Genomic DNA, 20,938 nt, shown 5'->3' with positions numbered 1-20,938 from the left:
GGGGGAAGGGCCTACCCCGTGGCATGGATGTTGTAGTGCTCGGTCGTACGATGAGGGGCACATGCGCGCGCTGAAGCTGGTGCTGCTGGTCCTCGGGATCGCGGCGATCGTCTACGCGATCCACCGCATCGGATGGGCGCCGATCCTCGAGGCCCTGGCGCGGCTGACCTGGTGGCAGCTGGCCCTGCTGTGCCTGCCCTACGCCGTGATCACCGCGGTGGATACCCTCGGCTGGCGCTATGCCTTTCCGCGGGATCCGGCGCCGTTCCTGCGTCTCGTGGGCGCGCGGCTGGCCGGCGAGGCGCTCAACCTGGTCACCGCGCTGGGCTCGATGGGCGGCGAGGCGGTGAAGGCCTGGCTGATCCGGCGCGACGTCACCTACGAGGCCAGCGTGCCCTCGGTCGTCATCGCCAAGACCACGCTCACGATCGCCCAGGCGCTGTTCCTGCTCATCGGGGTAGCGCTCGCGTGGAGCCTGCTCGCGACGGACTCGCGCGTGATCGCTGCCATGGTGTGGCTGCTCGTGGTCGAGATCGCCGCGGTCGCCGGCTTCGTAGGCGTGCAGGTGGTGGGCGTCGTGGGCCGGGCGGGGCGGCTGCTGCAGTGGTTCGGCGTGGTGCAGCGTCAGGACTACGCGCAGCGGCTCGACGCCGCCCTGCGCGACTACTACCGGCGGGACTGGCGCCGCCTCTCGCTTTCGACCGGCTTCCACCTGGCCGGCTGGCTGCTCGGCGCGCTCGAGGCCTACCTGATCCTCTTCTTCCTCGCGATCCCCGCGGACCTCGTGACCGCGACGGTCATCGAGGCGCTGGGCGCGGGCGTGCGCTTCGCCGCCTTCCTGGTCCCGGCCAGCCTGGGGGCGTTCGAGAGCGCCAATGCCGCGGCCTTCGAGGCGATGGGGCTGGGCGCCGGCGCCGGGCTCGCGTTCAGCTTCGTGCGGCGCGCGCGTCAGGTGGTGTGGATCGGCATCGGTCTGGTGGTACTGGTCACGATGGGCTGGCTCGGCAAGCGCGCCGAGCTTCAGGCCGGCGTCTCGACCGGGTCCTCCTCCTCGACCTGACGCCGCTCGAGCGCGGCCACCGAGCCGGGCGGCAGCAGCAGCGGCAGCGCGCGCCGCACCACCTGCAGCCGCTCGCGGACGCCATCGTGGCCCACCACGACGGTACGGCCGCGATGCAGCGCGACGCCGTTCCAGCGGCCGGGGAGCCGCAGCTTCAACCGGAAGAGGCGCCAGGCCAGCCCGAGCTTGGAGGTGCGCGGGATGACGAAGACGTCGAAGCGGCCGTCGATGGGAGACGCGCGCGGGGTCAATGGCAGGAAGTCGCGATACGTCTCGACGTTGGCCACCGTGACCAGCACCGCGTCGTCGGCCACGGTCACGCCGTCCACCTCGACCGAGTGCGGGGTGAGCGGCGTGGTCCACACCGCGCGCACCGCGGTCCGGTAGTAGGCGAGGAGCCGGCGCGTCCGATCGCGCGGCTGGCGGCGGTCCTCCTCGACCTGTTCCTGGATCCGATCGATGACGCCGTAGCTCTTGTGCGAGAGGAACACCTCGTCGCCGGCCAGCCCCACGTCCACCAACCGGATCTCGCCGTCGGCGAGCAGGCGCGCGGCCTGGCGCGGCGACGGGCGATGACCGAAGACGCTCGCGAACAGGTTCCCGAAGCCGCTGGGGATCGGCACGAACGGGATCCGGTGCCGCCGGGCCAGGTCGGCGGCCGCGCTCTGCGTCGCGTCGCCCCCGACACAGATGAGCACCGAGAAGTCGGGGCCGCTCGCTCGCGCCCACTCGACGAGGGACGGCAAATCGTCGAACGCCCGGATCGTCACCTCCGAGCCGCGTCGGCGCACGCGCCGCGCGAGTCGGCGTGCAATGCCGCGGGTGCGGCCCTCGCCCGATCCCGGTGTCAGCACGATGCCGACCGAGGGCCATCGCGTGGCCATGCGGATGGAGGGAGCAAGCGATGTGCCGGCGCCGCGCGGCTCGATCGCCCGGTGGTTGCGGGGCGGCCGCCTCGCTCAGCCCGTGGACGGGTACGAACGACCCGGTAAGAACACCCTCGCCGGGGCGCTCTCGATTCGCTGGTTGGCGCGCCCGGCTTCCGGTACACTCGGGTCAGTGTTGGCGCCGCCGAGTCGGGCGGCTGCCCCCTTCCCCGGCAGTGACGGGGTCCCCGGAGCACGGCGAGGAGCGTGTCGCCTGCTTTCCATTGTCTGGACCGAAAGGTGTCTGTGCCATGAGTGTGGCCCTTGAGTAGGCGATCGCACCGCCGCCGGCATTCCGGAAATCGACCGCCACAGGGGCAAGGGCAGGGGCAGGGACAAGGGCCCCGAGGCCCGATGCCCCCACGCCCCGCCCCGCGTGCCCCCACGCCGTCCCTCTTCGAAGGCCTCACCGCCGTCCAGCCCTACGAGAAGCTGAAGCTCGAGCTGAGCCCCGACGAGCTGTCGATGCGGGCGATGGACATGATCGCGCCGATCGGCCGCGGTCAGCGCGGCCTGATCGTGGCGCCGCCCCGCACCGGCAAGACGATGCTGCTGCAGAAGATCGCCAAGTCGGTGCTGGCCAACCACCCCGAGGTGGTGGTCATGGTCCTGCTGGTGGACGAGCGACCCGAGGAGGTGACCGACTTCCGGATGCAGATCGGCAAGTCGGCCGAGATCGTCGCCTCCAGCAACGACAATCCCTACCGCCGTCACATCGAAGTCACCGAGCAAGTCATCGACCGAGCGAAGCGGATCGTGGAAGAGAAGCGCGACGTGCTGATCCTGTTCGACTCTCTCACCCGGATGACCCGCGCCTACAACAACGAGCTGTCGGCCCGCGGCCGCACCATGTCGGGCGGCATCGACAGTCGCGCCTTCCAGATGCCGCGCGCGTTCTTCGGAGCGGCCCGCAAGATCGAGGAGGGCGGCTCGCTCACCATCATCGGCACCGTGCTGGTGGACACCGGCTCGCGGATGGATCAGATCATCTTCGAGGAGTTCAAGGGGACCGGCAACATGGAGCTGTACCTCTCGCGCGAGCTGGCGGACCGTCGCATCTTCCCCTCGTTCGACCTGATGCGCTCCGGCACGCGGCGCGAGGAGCTGCTCTTCTCCGAGGAGGAGATGAAGAAGATCCACCTGCTGCGCCGCGCGCTGTCCGGGACCAAGCCGCAGGAGGCGATGGAGGCGCTGCTCGGCCGCCTCAAGCTCACCGCGACCAACGCGGACTTCCTCAAGGGGCTGGGCCAGAGCTGACCCGCCCGGCGGCGCCCCGAGCCTAGCGGCTCGGCCCGACCATCTTGTCGACCATCTGGCGAAGCTGGCTCAGGGTGAAGGGCTTCTCGATGACCGGGATGCCGGTGGTGCGCAGGAACGGCCCGTAGTCGGATGAATGGGCCTGCGCGGTCACGAAGACGATCCGCTTGAGGACCTGGGGGTAGTCGCGCTGGACCTCCTCGTAGAGCTGCTGCCCGTCCATCTCGGGCATGCGCAGGTCGCAGAAGACCAGGTCGTAGCGGTGCTGCCCGATGAGGTCGAGCGCTTCCTTGCCGTTCTCCGCGGTGTGGACGTCGTGACCCTCGATGGCGAGCGCGTCCGAGATCAGCTCGCGCACGGCGCGCTCGTCGTCGATGACCAGGATGCGGGCTCGTCCCATGTCCTCTCCGGTGACGGTTGACGTGGTCGCGGTTCCGGCTATTCTACGACGGGAGAGAACGCGACTCCAATGACGAGAGCCTCGACACCGACGGGCGGCTCCGCGGCCGACCGCCGGTCGTTCGTCGCCGCCATGGCCACCGGCGTGCTGCTGATCGGGCGCCCGGCCGGGGCCCAGGCCCCCGCGCGCTCCTGGCGCATCGGCTTCCTGACCCCCTCCGCGATCTCCCCGCGCGGGATCATGCCCGAGATGCGGCAGCGCCTGCGCGAGATGGGCTACGTCGAGGGCCGCGACGTTCGCTTCGAGGTGCGCTCGGCCAACGAGGACTTCGAGCGCCTGCCCGACCTGGCCGCCGACCTCGTGCGGTCCGGCGTGGACCTCATCATCGCGGTGTCGTCGCCCGCGATCCGGGCCGCGGAGAACGCGACCTCCACGATCCCGATCGTGATGCTGAGCGGGACCGACCCGGTGGCCGGCCTCTTCGTCTCGAGCCTCGCCAAGCCCGACGGCAACGTCACCGGCGTCACCACCTACGTGCCCGAGCTGGTCGGCCGGCGGCTCGACCTGCTGCGCGAGTGCTTGCCCGGGCTGCGGCGGGTCGCGGTGCTCGCCAACCTGCGCAACCCGGCCAGCGCAGGCGAAGTGCGGGAGCTCGAGGCGACCGCCAAGGGCATGTCGATCGACATCCAGGTCGCCGACGCGCGGCTGCCCGAGCAATATCCGGTTGCCTTCGAGTCGAGCCTGCGCGGCGGCGCCCAGGCGATGGTGGTGACCAGTGACGCGGTGCTGTCGAGCAACCGCGATCGCATCGTGCAGCTGGCGGCCCAGCACCGCGTCCCCGCCATGTACGACTGGAAAGAGGTCGTGGAGAGCGGGGGTCTCATGTCCTACGGTCCGAGCCTGGCCGAGATCAACGGCCGCGTGGCCAGCTACGTGGACCGTATCCTCAAGGGCGCCAATCCCGGCTCGCTGCCGGTGGAGCGGCCCAGCAAGTTCGAGCTGGCGCTCAACCTCAAGACCGCGGGCGCCCTCGGCCTGAAGATGCCTCCCGCGGTCATCGCCCGCGCCGACCGCGTCGTCCGCTAGCCCGACTGGGCGACTCGATCCGCCCGCCGGCGAGCGACCCGTTCCGCCTCAGGTCACCGCGTAGACGTCCAGGATCACCGCGTCGGACCGGCGCACCGCCGAGCCCACCGCGACCACGTCGTTGAGCCAGGCGTACGACGGCGCTCCGGTCTCGAAGCGCGGCGTGGTGCGGAAGTAGTAGGCGGCGGGATCCACCGACTCGCCGCGTCCGAGCCGCGCCAGCACGTCGGGCGGGCCGTGGCGCGTGGCACACCCGGATGTTGCGCACGTAGATCAGCGCGCCATCGACGGCGCGGATGGTGTAGCGCGCCTCGAGCACCGCGCCGCCGTCGGCGCGCACGAGCTGCCAGTCGGCCCCGCCCGGCAGCACCACGCCCTGCAGCCGCGGCCCTTCGACCCGCCCGCCGGTGATCGGGATGATGCGGCGCCGCCCGAGCGGGGTGTCGCCCACCACGAGGGGCTCGGCGATCTCCACGGTGACCCGGCACAGCCGTTCCAGGCGCGGCGTCACCGGCTCGAGGGTCATGGCCTCACGGACCGTAGCACGAAAGCCGCGGCCGGATGTGCGGCCCCGGTAAAGCTTTCCCGGCCCTTCCGACGCATTGCCGGCGGGTTCCCTGCGCCACACCGGGCATTCCGGTGATTTGCGCCGCGGCACGCCGCTTGCCCATGCAGGCAGGAGGATTCGTCATGGAGAGCGAAGGCCAGGACGCGAAGGCGTGCCCGCGGTGCGGCGACCGATTCGATACGCTGCGGCGGTTCACGCGGTGGGGCCGCACGGTGGTGATTCTGCTCTGCCGCTCGTGCGGCTATACCGCGTATGAGGCGAGCGTGGGCCAGGCGGCCGAACGAGAGGTCGGGCCGTGATCAAGACGGCGCTGCTGCTCGTGATGACCGGCGTGGCCCTGGTGGTGACGGTGGCGGTGCTGGTCGGGGTGGTGTGGGTCGCGGTCGCGATTCCCGTCGTGATCTGCGCCGCGGTCGCCCAGGGCGTCGAGGCGGTGGGCGATCGCCTCACATCTGACTATCGTGCTCGCAGAATCCCCCCGTCAGCTCGTCCGGGTGCCACCAGAAGCCATGCCGCTCACACTCGGCCTTGAGCTCGGCCTGCGAGTAGGTCGGCGGAATCGGGGCGGTGGCGCAGGCGGCCAGCGCCGCCGAAGCCGACAGGCCGACGCCGAGCCGGATCAGTCTCGCGCGGACGGATGACGCGGAGCGCATCCGCGCCATCGTAGCAGGGATGGCGGCGCGAGGCACTCCGCGCTCGGCGATAATGGCGTCATGCCTCGCGCCGCTCGGCACGACGCGATCGTGGTCGGCGCCGGTCACAACGGGCTGGTGACCGCCGGCTACCTGGCGCGGGCGGGGCTGCGCGTGCTCGTGCTGGAGCGGCGGCCGGTGGTCGGTGGCGCGTGCGTCACCGAGGAGGTCTTTCCAGGGTTCAAGGTGTCCACCGCCGCCTATGTCAGCAGCCTCTTCCGCCCGGAGATCGTGCACGACCTGCGCCTGCGCGAGTACGGCTTCGAGGTGCTCGCGCGCAATCCCTCATCGTTCACCCCGCTGCCCGACGGGCGATCGCTCACCCTGGGCCCGGACCCGGAATGGACGCGGCGGGAGATCGCCAAGTTCAGCGTCCGGGACGCCGGCCGGTATCCGGAGTACGAGGCCATGCTCGAGCGGGTGGCCACGCTCGTCGAGCCCACGCTCGTCATGACTCCGCCCGACCTCATGCGGCCGGGCCTGCGCGGGCTCCACGACCTGTGGGGTCTCGGCCGCGCGCTCGGACGACTGGGCGACGACGCCTCGCACGCCGTCGAGCTGCTGACCGGCCCCGCGCGCGCCATCCTGGACCGCTGGTTCGAATCCCCCGTGCTCAAGGCCACGCTGGCCACCGACGCGATCATCGGGGCGATGGCGAGCCCGTCCATGCCCGGCACCGGCTACGTGCTGCTCCATCACGTGATGGGCGAGACCGACGGGCGCCGCGGGGTCTGGGGCTACGTGCGCGGCGGCATGGGCGGGCTCACCCTGGCGCTGGCCCGCGCCGCGCGCGATCTGGGCGTCGAGGTCCGCTGCGAGGCCGATGTCGGCCGGATCCTGGTGCGCGACGGCCGTGTCGTGGGCGTGGCGCTCGCCGACGGGGAGGAATTCCGGGCGCCGGTGGTGGCGAGCAACGCGGACGCCCACGTGACGTTCCTGCGCTTGCTCGCCCCCGAGGCGCTGCCGCCCGCCTTCCGCGCCGCGGTCGAGCGGATCTCGTACGAGAGCGCCTCGGTCAAGATCAACGTGGCGCTGTCCGAGCTGCCCGATTTCCTCGCGTGTCCCGGGCGGGCCCCGGGGCCGCAGCATCGGGGCACCATCCACATCTGCCCCGACCCGGACTACATCGAGCGCGCGTTCGACGACGCCAAGTACGGGCGGGCGTCGGCGCGTCCGGTGCTCGAATGCACGATTCCCTCGGTGGTGGACGGCACGGTGGCGCCGCCCGGCCGTCACCTGATGTCGATGTTCGTGCAGTACGCGCCCTATACCCTCCGGGACACCACGTGGGAGGACACCCGCGAGGCCTTCGCGGACCGGTGCTTCGCGCTGCTCGACGAGTACGCGCCCAACTTCAGCCGCTCGGTGCTGGCGCGCCAGGTGCTGGCCCCGCCGGACCTGGAGCGCGTCTTCAACCTGACCGGCGGCAACATCTTCCAGGGGGCGATGACTCCCGGCCAGCTCTTCTCGCTGCGGCCGCTGCCCGGCTGGGCGTCGTACCGTACGCCGGTGCGCGGGCTCTATCTCTGCGGGGCGGCCGCCCATCCCGGCGGCGGGGTGATGGGCGCGCCGGGCCGCAACGCGGCGATGGAGATCTTGCGTCGGCGCCGACACTTCCGTCTCACCACTTGAACACCGACAGCAGGTTGTGGAAATCGTCGGACCAGATGCCGACGGCGGGCTGCGGATCGAGCGAGGCCTCGGTCCAGCGCGGATCGGACGCCAGCGCCCCGAAGTCCTCCGGCCGGCGGCCCAGGATCGCCCAGCTGGCCTCGACGCCGCCGCGAATGTCGCCGGTGTCGCCGTGCTGGACCATCGCGGCGTAGCGTCCGTCCTCGGCGAGGTTCGCCACCACCGGCTCGAGGCGCAGGTAGCGGTTGGAGATGTGCAGGGCGAGGATGCCCCGCGCGGCCAGCATGTCGAAGTACAGCCGGAACGCCTCGCGGGTGATCAGGTGCACCGGGATCGCGTCGGAGCTGAAGGCGTCCACCAGGATCACGTCGTAGCGCTCCTGCGGGCGCTCCCGCTTCACCGTCTCGAGCCGGATGCGCGCGTCGCCCATCTCGAGCCGCACGCTCACCGCGCGGTCGCGCGCGTCCGCCGCGTAGGTGAAGTAGCGGGGGTTGAAGGCCACGTCGCGCACGAGGCGGTCGATCTCGTAGAAGGTCACCCGGTCGCCCGGGCGCGCGTAGGCGGCCAGGGTGCCGGTGCCCAGGCCGACCACCGCGATGCTGAGAGGCGCGGGCCGGCGGTCCAGCTCCTCGAAGAGCTGGCCCACCGGTCCCTTCGGCTGATAGTAGGACAGCGGCTGCGCGCGGCGCGCCGGCTCGAGGCTCTGCCGGCCGTGCAGGGTGGTGCCGTGCCGCAGCTCGGTGTAGCCGGTGGCGTCGTGATCGCGCGAGATGCGCACGACGCCGAAGAACGAGCGGCTCTGGCGGATCTGATCGTTGTTGCGCGCGTCCACGTAGCCCGAGATCAGCAGCACCGCGCCCAGGGCCAGGCCCAGGTGCAGCGGCCGGCGCCACAGGAAGCCGGCGAGCACGATGGGCGGGCCGTAGATCATGAACTTGTTGGCCGCGCGCTCGACCGGATCGAGCCACGTGCCGACCCAGTCCCGGCTCAGCTCGAGCACCCGCGCCACGAACGCGAAGTCGGTCCGCACCTTGATCGACTCGGAGTAGAGGACCAGGGCCAGCGCGGCGACGATCGCCACCAGCCCGAGGGCGCGCCCGGCGCCCGCGCCGAGGCCGAGCGCGGGCGTGCGCGGGGCGAGCAGGAGCACGCACGCCAGGATCATCATCAGCGGGTACTCGATCAGCGAGCGGAACACGAGGGGTGCGACCAGGGCATTGAAGACCCCGCCCAGCACTCCGCCGATCGACATCAGCAGGTAGAACTCGGTGAGATGACGCGGTGCGGGCCGTTCCTGCGCCAGCTCGCCGTGGGCGGCCAGCGCGACCACGAAGAGCAGGCCGAAGTGCCACAGCACCGTGATCCAGATGCGCTCGGGCAGGCTCGACACCATCAGGAAGATGACGAGCAGCACCATCGCCGGCGTGGCCGCCACCACCAGGCGATGCAGCCGGCGCGGCCACCGGCCGAAGGCCAGGATGAAGGTCAGCAGGTAGATCGCGAGCGGCAGCACCCACAGGAGCGGCACCGCGGCGAGGTCGGTGCTGATGTAGGTGGTGACGCCGAGCAGCAGGCTCGACGGCACGAAGGCGAGCGCGACCCAGTAGAGCCGGCGCGGCCAGGCGGGCCATTCCTCGGGCGGCTCGACCGTCGTCCCGCCGGTGGTCGCGCCGGCCGGCGTCCACCGGAGCGTCAGCGCGCAGAGCGCGACGAGGAGCACGAGCCCCACGTAGCCGGCGGTCCACAGCCGCGTCTGGCTGAGCCAGGAGGCCCCTTGCAGATGGAGGTGGGGCTCGACCAGCGTCGGATAGCCCAGCAGGGCCAGCATGCTGCCCAGGTTGCTCGCGGCGTAGAGGAAGTAGGGATCGTGGGCCGCCGGATGCCCGGTCCGGGTGAACCACTGCTGCAGCAGCGGCGCGGTCGCGCTCACCGCCAGGAAGGGCAGTCCCACCGAGACCGAGAGCAGGATGAGCACGTCCAGCACCGGGTTGCCCTCGCCGCCGCGCGGGAGGCCCGGGTTGACGGCCAGGGGCAGCACCAGGAACGGCAGAGCGAGCACGATCAAGTGCACCGGCACCTGCCGGGAGAGCCGCAGCCGCGCGCTGATCACGTGCGCGTAGGCGTAGCCGCCGAGCAGGGCGGCCTGGAAGAACACCATGCAGGTGCTCCAGACCGCCGGCGTGCCGCCGAGCAGGGGCAGGATCATCTTGCCCACCATCGGCTGCATGGCGAACAGGAGCGTGGCTCCCGCGAACAACGTCAGGGCGTAGAGCAGCAGGACGCCGGCCAGGTCGATTCCCCCCGTGGCCGCCTCGGGCGGCGGCGGCTAGCATAGCCGATCGCGCGCGAGGGGCCGGCGACGATTGAGCGCGGCGGGGGTACTCGGGCGCCGGTCAGGCGCCGGGGCCGATCAGCTTCCAGGCGGCGCCCTCGCGCTGGGCCACCTCGGGCTCCCGCTCCCACGAGAGCACGGTGGTCCACGCGCCGATGCCGCGCAGCCGGCCGGTGATCTCGCCGGTGGAATACACCCACGCGCGGCCGTCCACCATCCGCACCTCGTCCACCCGCACGCGGGCGCGCACGGTGTCGTAGAGCGCGAACATGGTGAGCAGGTGCTCGCGCACCGAGGTCTTGGTGAACGGCCCGTTGCGATACCGGTCGGAGATATTGGCGAGCACGCCCGCGCCGTCCATGGCCTGGAAGCGCTGGGTGGCCACCGCGAGCGCCTGCTGCAGCTCGCGCGCGACCGGGTCCGGGGCGGGCGAGCCGGGTGGCGGTGACGGAGCGGCGGGAGCGGGGGCCGGCGTCTGCGCCACCGCCGCGGGCGGCGAGGAGCCCGGGACGGCCGCGACGGTCAGGAGCAGGAGGAGCGTGGCCACCGCGCCGCGCCCGGTCTGCCCCGGCCGACGCGCGGGGCCCCGGCCGCGTCTACGAATGCGCGGCTCCGTTCTGACGGCGCCACCGGGCCACCGCGCGTCCGAAGCGGAGCGCGCTCAAGCGGGTCTGCCCTCGGCGTCGGCCCTCCCGGTAGCTACGCAGGACTGCGACCACGAATGCGATCGAGCCGTACCGTCGAGCGAGCCGCCTGAAGCGTCGTGTCATGGTCCATCTCCCGGAACAACTTACGTGCTGGATGCGTGTAACGCTTACACGCCCTGCCCACAGCTCGCGCATCGCAGCCGCCGATTCGGGTCTTTCAAAGCGACATGTCGGCTGCTGGTACCGCACTTGCTCTCTCTATATGCGCAAGCGGGGCCAATCCGCCCGCGAGAGGAGGATGCCATGGAGCGGCACCAGATCCGGCGGTATATCGGACGCGGCATCGGACTCGCCCTCGGCCTGGTGGCGGCCGCCGCCGGCCCCGGCGTGAACACCGCGCCGGCGGTGGCCCAGGCCCACGCGGGGCCGCGGGCGGCCCAGACCCTGGCCCGGGTCGACCGGGGCGCGGGCATGATCGAGGGCAAGCTCACCCGGGTGGACGGCCGCACCGAGACGGTGGACGTGTCGATCGGGCCGCTGAGCCTGCTCGGCAAGACCCTCGAGGTGCGACCGGACACGCTGATCCAGGTGGACGGCCGCGAGGCGCGCTTCGCCGATCTGCAGGAGGGCGCGAAGGTGAAGGCGTTCTACGAGGAGCGAGGCGCCAAGCTGGTCGCCACCCGCATCGAGGTGACGTCCTAGAAGTACTCCATCCGCGACGGCTCCCTCAGCATCTTGAGGCGGAGCCCGGCCATGAACACGAGGTAGGGATGAGCGCCGCGCGCCACCAGCGCGTCGCGGTCGAGATGCAGCAGGTCGGCGCGCTCGCCGTCGGTCAGCCCCATCGAGTCGGTGGCCGCGCGGGCATCGGCGAGGAAGCGCTCCGCGAAGGCCCGGTCCGACTTCAGCGCGTACAGGCAGCGATTCACCCGGTAGGCCTCGGACGGGGGGAACCGGTAGTGGGCGCCGTCGCTCATCCGCCGCTCATCGGCCACTCGACCACCGCGTTGCCGTGATGCCACGACGGCTCGTAGCAGTACACGTCCGCGCGCGCGTCGCCCACCGCGCCCAGCAGCGTGATCCAGGTGCGCAGCTCGATGTTGCCACGCTTGTCCAGCTCCTCGCCGGTGAGCCGCGCCATCTCGCGGCCGCGGCCGGCGCGGAGCGTGTCGAGCAGCCCGCGGTCGTAGTCGAACTCGGGCGAGCTGTACCGGTCGGTGCCCGGGAAGTGCGACATGCCGCCCGAGGCGATCAGGGCGATGCGCTCCGGACGCGCGCGCAGGATCTCGCCGAGCGTCACCCCCCACGCGTGGCAGCGGGCCGGTGTGGGCTGCGGCGGCAGGTACACGTTGACGTGCAGCGGGACGATCGGCACCGCCGGCTCCGGCATCACGAAGTGCAGCGGGACGTAGAAGGCGTAGTCGAGCGAGGCGTCCTGGGTGTAGAGCAGATCGAAGCCGCGCTCGATGCCCTGCTCGACGACCGCGCGGGCGAGCGGCTCGTGGATGTCGAGACGGTAGCGGTAGGGACCGAAGCTGCCCGTGCACTCGCGGCCCACGTACACCGCCAGCGCGGGGACGCCGTCGAGGAAGAACGCCTCGACGTGGTCGCCGGCCACGATCGCGATGGCGTCCGGCCGCATCGCTTGCAGGCGCGCCTTCACCCGCTGCATGGCCGCGTGCACGCGCAGGACCAGATCGCGGTCCTCGGTCTCCGGACGGATCAGCAGCTGCGGCGTGTGCGCGACCGCGAAGGCTCCGACGAGCATCAGCGACACCCTAGCACAAGAGGCGCTCGACTTCAGGCCGGCGCGGAGCGTATCCTTGTGGACCCCAGAGTGGGGGGCCGCGGACGCAGCACCTCACCTTTGACCCAGGAGGTCGTCGGCATGGCAGCCCCCAGCGCGAAGTTCAAGGTCGTCGTCCAGAAGCCGTCGGGCGGGGTCACGTTTGACCTGGCCGACGGCGCGTACAAGATCGAGCGAGAGGCGCTCGACCCGATCGGCGCCGAGATCGTCGAGGTCGCGGCCAAGACCGAGGAGGAGTTCATCGCGGCGGCCCGGGACGCCGACGCGGTCATCGCGCGCAACCGGCGCATCACCGCGACCATCATCAAGGGGCTGCGCAACTGCAAAGTCATCGGGCTGGGCAGCGTGGGCGCGGATACGGTGGACGTGGACGCGGCCACCGAGGCCGGCATCGTGGTCACCAACGTGCCCGACGTGTTCATCGACGAGGTGGCCGATCACACCATGGCCATGTTCCTGGCCGCTCACCGCCGCCTGCGCTTGATGCATCAGCTGACCGTCGACAACAAGTGGTCGGAGGGCCGGCCCTACTTCGCGAACATCCCGCGGCTCTACGGCCAGACCCTCGGCCTCATCTCCTTCGGCAACGTGGCCAAGGCGGTGGCGCGCCGCTCGCACGCCTTCGGGCTGCGCGTGATCGCCTACGACCCGTTCCTGGCCGAGCTGGAGATGACCGCGGTGGGGGTGGAGCCGGTGACGAGCCTGATCGAGCTGTGCCAGCGCGCCGACTTCCTGTCCATGCACGCGCCGCTCAACTCGGAGACCCGGCACATGATGAGCGAGCGCGAGTTCCGCGCCATGAAGAAGAGCGCGCTCTTCATCAACAATGGCCGCGGGCCGACGGTCGACGAGGCCGCCCTCGCCGAGGCCCTGCGTCAGGGGTGGATCGCGGGCGCCGCGCTCGACGTCTTCGAGGTCGAGCCGGTGGACCCCAACAACGCGCTGCTGCACATGGACAACGTGCTGGTGAGCCCGCACATCGCGTCCGCCACCGCGCGCATGGCCCCCGAGACCCGGCGGCGGCTCGGCCGCGAGATCGCCACCGTGCTCCAGGGCAAGTGGCCCCGCTCCGCGGTCAACCCCGGCGTGCTGCCCAAGACCTCGCTGATCCGCTGGCAGCCCTACCCCATGGGCCGCGGCCCGAATCGCTAGGCCGGGGTCAGGTCTTGCATTACGACATTTTCGCGGTCAGCCGCGCTCGCGCGGGGTGGAAATGTCGTATTGCAAGACCTGACCCCAGGCGGTGAGGGCGGCGGGGGAGAGCGGGCCCTTCTCGACCGCGGCGGCGGCCTGCTCGAGCTGGGCGAGGTCGGAGCAGCCGATGAGCACGGTGGACAGCGCGTCGCCGGTGATGGCGAAGCGCAGGGCCGCCTCGACCAGGCTGCCCGCGTGGCCCTGCGCCACCAGCGGCTGCAGCGCGCGGGCCCGCGCCACGTCGCTCGCGTAGTCGGGGCCCGAGGCGATCGGCGCCACCGTGGGGATGGCGGTCGGGTGACGCTCGATCCGGCCGCTCAGCGCGCCGCCGGCCAGGACGCGAATGCCGATGGTGCCCACGCCCTGCTCGCGTGCCAGCGCCAGTAGCCGGTCGTAGTCCTGCGCGGGATAGCCGACCGGCATCTGGTAGGCCCCGGTGGGATTCAGCAGGTTGAAGACGGTCTGCGCGGTGTCGACGGCTCCGCTGGCGATCGCGCGGTGCAGGGCGCCGGTCTCGCCGGACGCGGTCACCCCGAAGAAGCGCACCTTGCCCTGCTCCTGCAGCCGCCGCACCGCCGGCACCACCGCCTCCAGCACGCGCGCGACCCCGAGCGGCCGCTCGTCGCCCACGCGGCCGATCAGGTTGTGCAGGTGCAGCAGGTCCACCCGCTCGAGCCCGAGGCGCGCGAGGCTCGTCTCCACCGAGCGCGCGACCGCTCCCGCCACGTCGGCGAGGTCGCGCGCGACGAGCCGCCACTTGGTGCCCACGATGACCGACGGACGCAGCGCGCGCAGCACCTGCCCCAGGTTCTTCTCGGATTCGCCCGAGCCGTAGGACGGCGCGGTGTCGAGGTAGTTGATGCCCAGCTCGATGGCGCGCGCCACCCCGCGCTCGCGATCGGCGGGCGCGCCGCGCACCATCAGCCCACCCACGTCGCCGCAGCCGAAGGCCAGCGCCGACACCCGCAATCCGGTCCGCCCGAGCACTCGATATTCCATGGCCGTCTCTTATATCACGGACCGCTCGCTTGCCCCCGCGCGGGCCCTTCGGTACTCTCTCCCTCGCATGCGCCACGCTCGTCTCGGCCGCACCGGCCTCTCCGTCTCGCGCCTCTGCCTCGGCACCATGACCTTCGGGCTGCAGTGCGACGAGGCCACGTCGCGGGCCATCCTCGACCGGGCGGCCGCGGGCGGCATCACGTTCCTCGACACCGCCGACGTCTATCCGCTGGGCGGCGGCTTCGAGACGGTGGGCCGCACCGAGGAGATCGTGGGCCGCTGGCTCGAGGGCCGCCGGCGCGACTTCGTGGTCGCCACCAAGTGCGTGGGGGCGATGAGCGGGCGGCGATGGGACCGCGGCGCCTCCCGCAAGCACGTCCTGGACGCCATCGAGGGATCGCTGCGGCGGCTCCGCACCGACTACGTGGATCTGTATCAGCTGCACCATCCTGACCCGGAGACGCCGATCGACGAGACCCTGCGCGCGCTGGACGACGTGGTGCGGGCGGGCAAGGCCCGCTACGTGGGCTGCTCCAACTTCGCGGCCTACCAGGTGGCGCGCGCGCTCGGGCGCAGCGAGGTGCTCGGGGCGGTGCGCTTCGACTCGGTGCAGCCGCGCTACAACCTGCTCTTCCGCCAGATCGAGCGCGAGCTGCTGCCGCTCTGCCGCGAGGAAGGCCTCGGGGTGATCCCCTACAATCCGCTGGCCGGCGGTCTGCTCTCCGGCAAGCACCGCCGCGAGAGCGGGCCGACCGTGGGCACCCGCTTCACCCTCGGCACCGCCGCGGAGCGCTACCAGGATCGCTACTGGCACGCGCGCGAGTTCGACACGGTCGAGGTCCTGCGCCCGCTCGCCGACGAGGCCGGCATGCCGCTGGCGCGGCTGGCCGTCGCGTGGATGCTGGCCGAGCCCGCGATCACCGCGCCCATCGTGGGGGCGAGCCGGCCCGATCAGCTCGACGACCTGCTGTCCGCGCCCGAGAAGCCCATCGACGCGCTGCTGAAGTCGCGTCTCGACGAGATCACCCGCGAGTACCGGTGGGGCGACGACCCGCGCTGAGCGGAGGGCGCCGCCCGAGGGAGCCAGGCCATGCCCACGCCCGTGAACCGGCAGATCGTGCTGCGCAGCCGTCCGGTCGGAATGCCCAAGCCGAGCGACTTCGACCTGGTCGAGTCGCCGCGGCCCACGCCGAAGGACGGCGAGGTGCTGACCCGGACCATCTATCTCTCGCTCGATCCCTACATGCGCGGCCGCATCAGCGGCGCGCGCTCGTACGCGCAGTCGGTGGAGCCCGGGCAGGTGATCGTGGGCGGCACCGTCGGCGAGGTGCTCGAGTCCAGGCACCCGGCGGTCGCGCGCGGCGACCTCGTGCTCGGCTACGACGGCTGGCAGTCGCACGCGGTGTCCAAGGGCGGCGCGCTCCGAAAGCTCGACCCGAAGCAGGCGCCGATCTCCACCGCGCTGGGCGTGCTCGGCATGCCCGGCATGACCGCCTATGTGGGCCTGCTCGACATCGGTCGGCCGAAGCCGGGGGAGACGGTGGTGGTGTCGGCGGCGTCGGGGGCGGTCGGCTCCGCGGTGGGCCAGATCGCGAAGATCAAGGGCGCCCGCGCGGTCGGCATCGCGGGCTCCCCGGACAAGTGCGACTACGTGGTGCGCGCGCTGGGCTTCGACGCGTGCGTGAACTACAAGACCGGCGACCTGCCCGCCGCGCTGAAGGCGGCCTGCCCGAGCGGCATCGACGTGTACTTCGAGAACGTGGGCGGCGACGTGCTCCGCGCGGTGATGACGCTGCTGAACCAGAACGCGCGCATCCCGCTCTGCGGCCTCATCTCTCAGTACAACGCCACCGAGCCCACCCCCGGTCCCGACCTGCGGGCCTTCCTGTTCAATCGCGTGCTGCTGAAGGGGTTCATCGTCTCGGATCACCTGGATCGCATGGGCCACTTCCTCGCGGAGTGCGGCGGCTGGCTGCGCGAGGGACGGCTCAAGCATCGCGAGGACATCGTGGAGGGACTCGAGAAGGCTCCGGAGGCCTTCATCGGGCTGCTGCAGGGCAAGAACTTCGGCAAGCTGCTGGTGCGGGTGGGGGAGGATCCGACCCGGTGACCCGCCGCGGACGCCTGACGCGGGCGGCCGCGATCGCGCTGGTCGCGCTGGGCCTGAGCCCGGCGGTCGCCGGCGCGCAGGTGTTCATCGCCTCGAAGCCGCACCCCGAGTTCTGGGTCGCTCCGGTCTTCATCACCGCCAACGTGGCGCGCAGGGACGTGCGAGAGCCGGGGCCGCTGGCGCTGCAGGTGTCCTTCAGCGTGGCCCCGCCGCCGGCGCGCGACCCCTCGGAGTTTGCGCAGGACATCTATCTGCTGTGGCCGGGCGAGCTGGTGGGCACGGACGGCGCGGACGGCGCCGATCCCACGCTGACGCGCGAGGTCGAGGGCGCCGGCTTCAAGGTCCTGGTGCACGGCCGCGTGCCCTTCACGGCCCGCAGCCGCGTCCTGATGGGCACCGGGGCCGGCGCGGCCGCCGCCAAGGATCTGGGCGGGGCCGTCTTCGTGACGTTCGCGCGGCCCGAGGGGCTCGCCCGCGGGGCGAAGCCCGCCACCTACATCCGCATCCCGTGGAAGCCCGAGCTGGCCAGCCTCGACTGGGTGCCCCGGCTCGAGCTGGCCGCGAGGGGAGTGATGACCTCCCGGCGGGTGAGCTGGCTCGAGGAGACCTTCTGGGGCCCGCGCCACATCATCACGCTGACCTTCGGCGACGTCGGCTACTCGTCGCTGTATCCCTTCTACTTCGGCAAGCGCGACCGCGTGATCCCGCTCGCCACGGACTTCTCTCGCCTCGCCATCAACTTCAGCGACGCGAACCACCTCAAGATCGACGAGATGGTGCCGACGACGGCCAACCGCCGGATGAGCGAGACACGCGAGAATACCGAGTCGCTCTCGGTTCCCCTCCTGGCCGCGGACGGGACCGTGCCGCAGACGCTCAAGGTGCAGTTCGTGTACTTCCGGGGCCGGCTACCGTGGCGGCCCATTCTCTTGTCCGCGCTGCTGCTCGGACTCGGCAATCTCACCGGGCCGATCGTCGGCAACCTGCTCCGCCGCCTCGTCCGCACGGTCCGGGAGCGCATCCACTTCGGCAAGGAGGCGACCCGGCGCGCCACCGGGCAGGTGCCCTCACCGGAGACGCTCGCGCGCATCCGGCCGGGGGAGACGACCTACGACGACGTGCTGAAGCTCACCGGCGGCGAGCCCGAGGAGGAGCAGCGGCTGCCCTCGGGCGAGATCCGCTCGGTGATCTACCGCGGCCAGACCATGGTCCCGAACCGCGGCCGGCGATTCGGCTGGTTCGCCACCGTCAACCACTGGGAGGTCGAGCACCGTGAGGTGCAGATCGACTTCGAGCACGAGCGGGTGCGCGACATCCAGGCGCGCATCCGCCGCACGCGCCTGGCCCAGCCGCCGCCGACCTGAGCCCGCGCGCCGGGGAGTCCGTGCGCCGGCGCGGTCAGTGGGCGCGGATCCAGGCCGCGATGTCGGACACGACCTGCGCCTCGAGCCCCAGATAGCCGTGGGCCGACTTGGCCTCGCAGGGATCCGAGATGGGCGGGCTGCCGCCGTCGTACGACAAGAGCGCCTTCGCGGGCGCCCGGGTGAGCGCCTTCGGCGCGTCCGCGGCCCACGCGTAGGGCGAGGACCGGCAGGCGTCGTGCTGGTGGTGGACGATCAGCGTCGGCACCCGGATGTCGCCCAGGGCCACGTGGCGGATCGACTCGCCGCTCATCCTCGAGACCACGCTCACCGACGAGGTCAGCACGATGCCGTCGGGCCCCCCCGGCTCGAGCCGGGCCGCCGCGCTGGCCGCCGACAGCGTGCCCATGCTCGTCCCGACCAGCCAGACCGGCACCGGCGCGATCTCCCGGACCGCCGCGATGGCCGCCCGCAGGTCCGTCGCGTGGTCCGCGGTGGTACGGAAGTTCCAGAGGCTCGTCCGGTCGGACGGCGAGTCGAGCACCGCGACCAGCAAGCCCTCGGCGGCGAAGCGCCGCCGCGTCCGCAGCAGGAAGTTGCCCTGCAGGCGCGAGGGACCGGCCGGGGTCAGGGCGACGACGCCATCGCCGCCGGCGAGGAGGATCACGCTGGCCACCGGCGTCCCGGCCGGCCGGAGCAGCAGCAGCGACTCGGTGACGCCCGGCCGGGACGGGATCGTGCGGAGGTCCGCCGCGTCGGCGCGCGACGGCAGGGCCAGGCCGATCACGGCGGCGAGCCCGAGCAGGATGCGGGGAGGAAGCATGGCCCGCGCGATGATAGGGCGTGCCGGTGGCCCCTGGCAAGGCATCCGGCCGGCGGTGTACAGTCCCAGGCCCGGAACGCGGCAAGGAGGCGGGCTCGATGACGACGATCTACGAGGAGGTCTACCGGCGCTCCCAGCGTGACCCGGAGGGGTTCTGGGGCGCGGTGGCGGAGGACGTGTATTGGGAGCGTCGGTGGGACCGCGTGCTCGACTCGACGCGGCCGCCCTACTACCGCTGGTTCGCGGGCGGCGTGCTCAACACCTGCTACAACGCGCTCGACGTGCACATCGACCGCGGCCGCGGCAAGCAGCCGGCGCTGATCTACGACTCGCCGGTGACCGGGACCGCGCGGGTCTTCACCTACTTCGAGCTGCGGGATGCGGTGGCCCGCTTCGCGGGCGCGCTGCGACGGCAGGGCGTCGAGCGGGGCGACCGGGTCATCATCTACATGCCCATGGTGCCGGAGGCGGTGATTGCCATGCTGGCGTGCGCGCGGCTCGGGGCCATCCACTCGGTGGTCTTCGGCGGCTTCGCCCCCAAGGAGCTGGCCACCCGCATCGACGACGCCCGGCCCAGGGTCATGCTGTCGGCTTCGTGCGGCATCGAGGTCAACCGCGTCATCCCCTACAAGCCGCTGCTCGATCAGGCGATCGCGATGGCCGGCCACAAGCCGCAGCGCTGCCTGATCCTGCAGCGGCCGATGGAGACGGCGCCGATGGTGCCGGACCGCGACGTGGACTGGCAGGAGGCGGTGGCCGCGGCGGGTCCGGTGGAGTGCGTGCCGGTGGCCGCGACCGATCCGCTGTACATCCTGTACACATCGGGCACCACCGGCGTCCCGAAGGGGGTGGTGCGGGACAACGGCGGGCACGCGGTCGCGCTCAAGTGGAGCATGGGCGCGGTGTACGGCATGGGCGCGGGCGAGGTGTTCTGGGCCGCCTCCGACATCGGCTGGGTGGTCGGTCATTCCTACATCGTCTACGCCCCGCTCCTCAAGGGCTGCACCACCGTGCTCTACGAGGGCAAGCCGGTGGGCACGCCGGATCCCGGCGCGTTCTGGCGCCTGTGCGCCCAGCACGGGGTCAATGCGCTCTTCACCGCCCCCACCGCGTTCCGTGCGATCAAGAAGGAGGACCCGGGGGGCGAGCACATGGCCCGCTACGACCTGTCTCGCTTCCGCACCTTGTTCCTGGCCGGCGAGCGCTGCGATCCCGACACGTTGATCTGGGCACGGGAACGGCTGCAGGTGCCGGTGGTCGATCACTGGTGGCAGACCGAGACCGGCTGGCCCATGGCGGCCAATTGCGTGGGACTCGGCATGCTGCCGGTCAAGCCGGGGTCGCCGACGAAGATCGTGCCGGGCTACGACATCCAGGTCCTCGGCGAGGACAACCAGCCGGTGCCAGCCGGCCAGATCGGATCGATCGCCGTGAAGCTGCCGATGCCGCCGGGCAGCCTGCCCACGCTGTGGAACAACGACGCGGGCTACGAGCGCTCGTATCTCACCCGGCATCCCGGCTTCTATCTCACCGGCGACGCGGGCTACAAGGACGAGGATGACTACATCTACATCATGAGTCGCGTGGACGACATCATCAACGTGGCCGGCCACCGGCTCTCGACCGGGGCGATGGAGGAGGTGCTCTCCTCGCACCCCGACGTGGCGGAGTGCGCGGTGATGGGCGTGGCGGACGACATCAAGGGCGAGGTGCCGGTCGGGCTCGTGGTGACCAAGGCGGGGGTGGCCCGGGGCGATGCCGAGCTCTGCCGCGAGCTCGTCGAGCTGGTGCGCGAGAAGATCGGCCCGGTGGCCGCGTTCAAGACGGTGGCGGTGGTGAAGCGGCTGCCCAAGACCCGCTCGGGCAAGATCCTCCGCGGCACGATGAAGAAGATTGCCGACGGGGTGGAGTACGGGGTGCCTGCCACCATTGACGATCCCGCCGTCCTCGGCGAGATCGGCGATTCGCTGAAGACGCTAGGATATCCGCGGTAGGCGCTCGGCGGTCCCGCGTAGCAACTGGGACATTACTACCGGAATGCTTC

21 protein-coding genes and 1 pseudogene are annotated in these 20,938 nt (G+C 71.7%); 12 read left to right on the top strand and 10 right to left on the bottom strand.

The features are described from left to right. The first annotated feature begins 61 nt into the window (after positions 1-61). On the top strand, positions 62-1,060 hold the full coding sequence (locus VKN16_11245) for a lysylphosphatidylglycerol synthase domain-containing protein (GenBank protein ID HME94778.1): 999 nt from the start codon (positions 62-64) through the stop codon (positions 1,058-1,060). Here VKN16_11245 and VKN16_11240 read toward each other — a convergent pair. Beyond that, positions 1,021-1,944 carry a diacylglycerol kinase family protein gene (locus tag VKN16_11240; protein ID HME94777.1) on the bottom strand — a complete coding sequence of 308 codons (924 nt, stop codon included), beginning with the start codon at positions 1,942-1,944 and terminating at the stop codon, positions 1,021-1,023. The genes VKN16_11245 and VKN16_11240 overlap by 40 nt on opposite strands. 396 nt (positions 1,945-2,340) lie before the next feature. Between VKN16_11240 and rho the strand changes: the two genes are divergently transcribed. Next, on the top strand, positions 2,341-3,243 hold the full coding sequence (gene rho / locus VKN16_11235; GenBank protein HME94776.1) for a transcription termination factor Rho: 903 nt from the start codon (positions 2,341-2,343) through the stop codon (positions 3,241-3,243). Between the two features lie 22 nt (positions 3,244-3,265). Here rho and VKN16_11230 read toward each other — a convergent pair whose 3' ends face one another. Beyond that, a complete protein-coding gene (locus VKN16_11230) occupies positions 3,266-3,643 on the bottom strand; it encodes a response regulator (GenBank protein HME94775.1) in 378 nt (125 codons plus the stop codon). 69 nt (positions 3,644-3,712) lie between these two features. On the opposite strand from VKN16_11230, the gene VKN16_11225 reads away from it, so the two are divergent. Further along, on the top strand, positions 3,713-4,729 hold the full coding sequence (locus tag VKN16_11225) for an ABC transporter substrate-binding protein (GenBank protein HME94774.1): 1,017 nt from the start codon (positions 3,713-3,715) through the stop codon (positions 4,727-4,729). A gap of 48 nt (positions 4,730-4,777) precedes the next feature. On the opposite strand, the gene VKN16_11220 is transcribed toward VKN16_11225, so the two are convergent. Then, positions 4,778-4,954: a DUF3237 family protein gene (locus tag VKN16_11220; GenBank protein ID HME94773.1), complete on the bottom strand. Its 177-nt coding sequence runs from the start codon at positions 4,952-4,954 to the stop codon at positions 4,778-4,780. Positions 4,955-5,042: 88 nt separating this feature from the next. Beyond that, positions 5,043-5,255, bottom strand: a pseudogene (locus VKN16_11215) (DUF3237 family protein). Between the two features lie 164 nt (positions 5,256-5,419). On the opposite strand from VKN16_11215, the gene VKN16_11210 reads away from it, so the two are divergent. From VKN16_11210 to VKN16_11200, 3 genes are all read left to right on the top strand, one after another. Then, on the top strand, positions 5,420-5,596 hold the full coding sequence (locus VKN16_11210) for a hypothetical protein (protein ID HME94772.1): 177 nt from the start codon (positions 5,420-5,422) through the stop codon (positions 5,594-5,596). Further along, positions 5,593-5,829 carry a hypothetical protein gene (locus VKN16_11205; protein HME94771.1) on the top strand — a complete coding sequence of 79 codons (237 nt, stop codon included), beginning with the start codon at positions 5,593-5,595 and terminating at the stop codon, positions 5,827-5,829. Before VKN16_11210 ends, VKN16_11205 begins: the two co-directional genes overlap by 4 nt. A gap of 181 nt (positions 5,830-6,010) precedes the next feature. Next, positions 6,011-7,621 carry an NAD(P)/FAD-dependent oxidoreductase gene (locus VKN16_11200; GenBank protein ID HME94770.1) on the top strand — a complete coding sequence of 537 codons (1,611 nt, stop codon included), beginning with the start codon at positions 6,011-6,013 and terminating at the stop codon, positions 7,619-7,621. Here the strand turns inward: VKN16_11200 and VKN16_11195 are convergent. Both VKN16_11195 and VKN16_11190 read right to left on the bottom strand, forming a co-directional pair. After that, entirely contained in the window at positions 7,611-9,878 is a 2,268-nt protein-coding gene (locus tag VKN16_11195) for a fused MFS/spermidine synthase (GenBank protein HME94769.1), read from the bottom strand. The two genes, VKN16_11200 and VKN16_11195, sit on opposite strands and share 11 nt — an antisense overlap. A gap of 136 nt (positions 9,879-10,014) precedes the next feature. Next, the gene (locus VKN16_11190; protein HME94768.1) at positions 10,015-10,500 is read right to left on the bottom strand and encodes a hypothetical protein; all 486 of its coding nucleotides are present in this window, start codon (positions 10,498-10,500) and stop codon (positions 10,015-10,017) included. A 403-nt stretch (positions 10,501-10,903) separates the two neighbouring features. Between VKN16_11190 and VKN16_11185 the strand changes: the two genes are divergently transcribed. Next, complete coding sequence (locus tag VKN16_11185) at positions 10,904-11,302, top strand: hypothetical protein (GenBank protein ID HME94767.1); 399 nt, start codon at positions 10,904-10,906, stop codon at positions 11,300-11,302. Here VKN16_11185 and VKN16_11180 read toward each other — a convergent pair. Together VKN16_11180 and VKN16_11175 are read right to left on the bottom strand one after the other, a co-directional pair. Then, positions 11,299-11,577 (bottom strand): hypothetical protein, encoded by a 279-nt coding sequence (locus VKN16_11180; protein HME94766.1) that lies wholly within the window; start codon positions 11,575-11,577, stop codon positions 11,299-11,301. The genes VKN16_11185 and VKN16_11180 overlap by 4 nt on opposite strands. After that, positions 11,574-12,368, bottom strand: a complete 795-nt coding sequence (locus VKN16_11175; protein ID HME94765.1) for a hypothetical protein — start codon at positions 12,366-12,368, stop codon at positions 11,574-11,576. Before VKN16_11175 ends, VKN16_11180 begins: the two co-directional genes overlap by 4 nt. A 120-nt stretch (positions 12,369-12,488) precedes the next feature. Between VKN16_11175 and VKN16_11170 the strand changes: the two genes are divergently transcribed. After that, the gene (locus VKN16_11170; GenBank protein ID HME94764.1) at positions 12,489-13,559 is read left to right on the top strand and encodes a C-terminal binding protein; all 1,071 of its coding nucleotides are present in this window, start codon (positions 12,489-12,491) and stop codon (positions 13,557-13,559) included. A 36-nt stretch (positions 13,560-13,595) separates the two neighbouring features. Here VKN16_11170 and VKN16_11165 read toward each other — a convergent pair whose 3' ends face one another. Next, a complete protein-coding gene (locus VKN16_11165) occupies positions 13,596-14,600 on the bottom strand; it encodes an aldo/keto reductase (protein ID HME94763.1) in 1,005 nt (334 codons plus the stop codon). 67 nt (positions 14,601-14,667) lie between these two features. Here VKN16_11165 and VKN16_11160 point away from each other — a divergent pair, with 67 nt between their 5' ends. Genes VKN16_11160 through VKN16_11150 form a run of 3 tightly spaced genes read left to right on the top strand, consistent with a single transcriptional unit; the run spans position 14,668 to position 18,074 of the window. Beyond that, positions 14,668-15,660, top strand: coding sequence for an aldo/keto reductase (locus VKN16_11160; protein HME94762.1), 993 nt, complete (start codon positions 14,668-14,670; stop codon positions 15,658-15,660). 30 nt (positions 15,661-15,690) lie between these two features. Then, positions 15,691-16,710, top strand: coding sequence for an NADP-dependent oxidoreductase (locus VKN16_11155; protein HME94761.1), 1,020 nt, complete (start codon positions 15,691-15,693; stop codon positions 16,708-16,710). Then, positions 16,707-18,074 (top strand): hypothetical protein, encoded by a 1,368-nt coding sequence (locus tag VKN16_11150; GenBank protein ID HME94760.1) that lies wholly within the window; start codon positions 16,707-16,709, stop codon positions 18,072-18,074. Before VKN16_11155 ends, VKN16_11150 begins: the two co-directional genes overlap by 4 nt. Before the next feature lie 34 nt (positions 18,075-18,108). Here VKN16_11150 and VKN16_11145 read toward each other — a convergent pair whose 3' ends face one another. Beyond that, positions 18,109-18,894 (bottom strand): alpha/beta hydrolase, encoded by a 786-nt coding sequence (locus VKN16_11145; protein HME94759.1) that lies wholly within the window; start codon positions 18,892-18,894, stop codon positions 18,109-18,111. A 98-nt stretch (positions 18,895-18,992) separates the two neighbouring features. On the opposite strand from VKN16_11145, the gene VKN16_11140 reads away from it, so the two are divergent. Beyond that, entirely contained in the window at positions 18,993-20,888 is a 1,896-nt protein-coding gene (locus tag VKN16_11140; GenBank protein ID HME94758.1) for a propionyl-CoA synthetase, read from the top strand. The last annotated feature ends 50 nt before the right edge of the window (positions 20,889-20,938 follow it).

The sequence above is a fragment of the Candidatus Methylomirabilota bacterium genome, assembly GCA_035315345.1.
Classification (GTDB): domain Bacteria; phylum Methylomirabilota; class Methylomirabilia; order Rokubacteriales; family CSP1-6; genus CAMLFJ01.
Note: the sequence above shows the minus strand (reverse complement) of the source record. Positions and strands in the feature narration are given on the sequence as shown.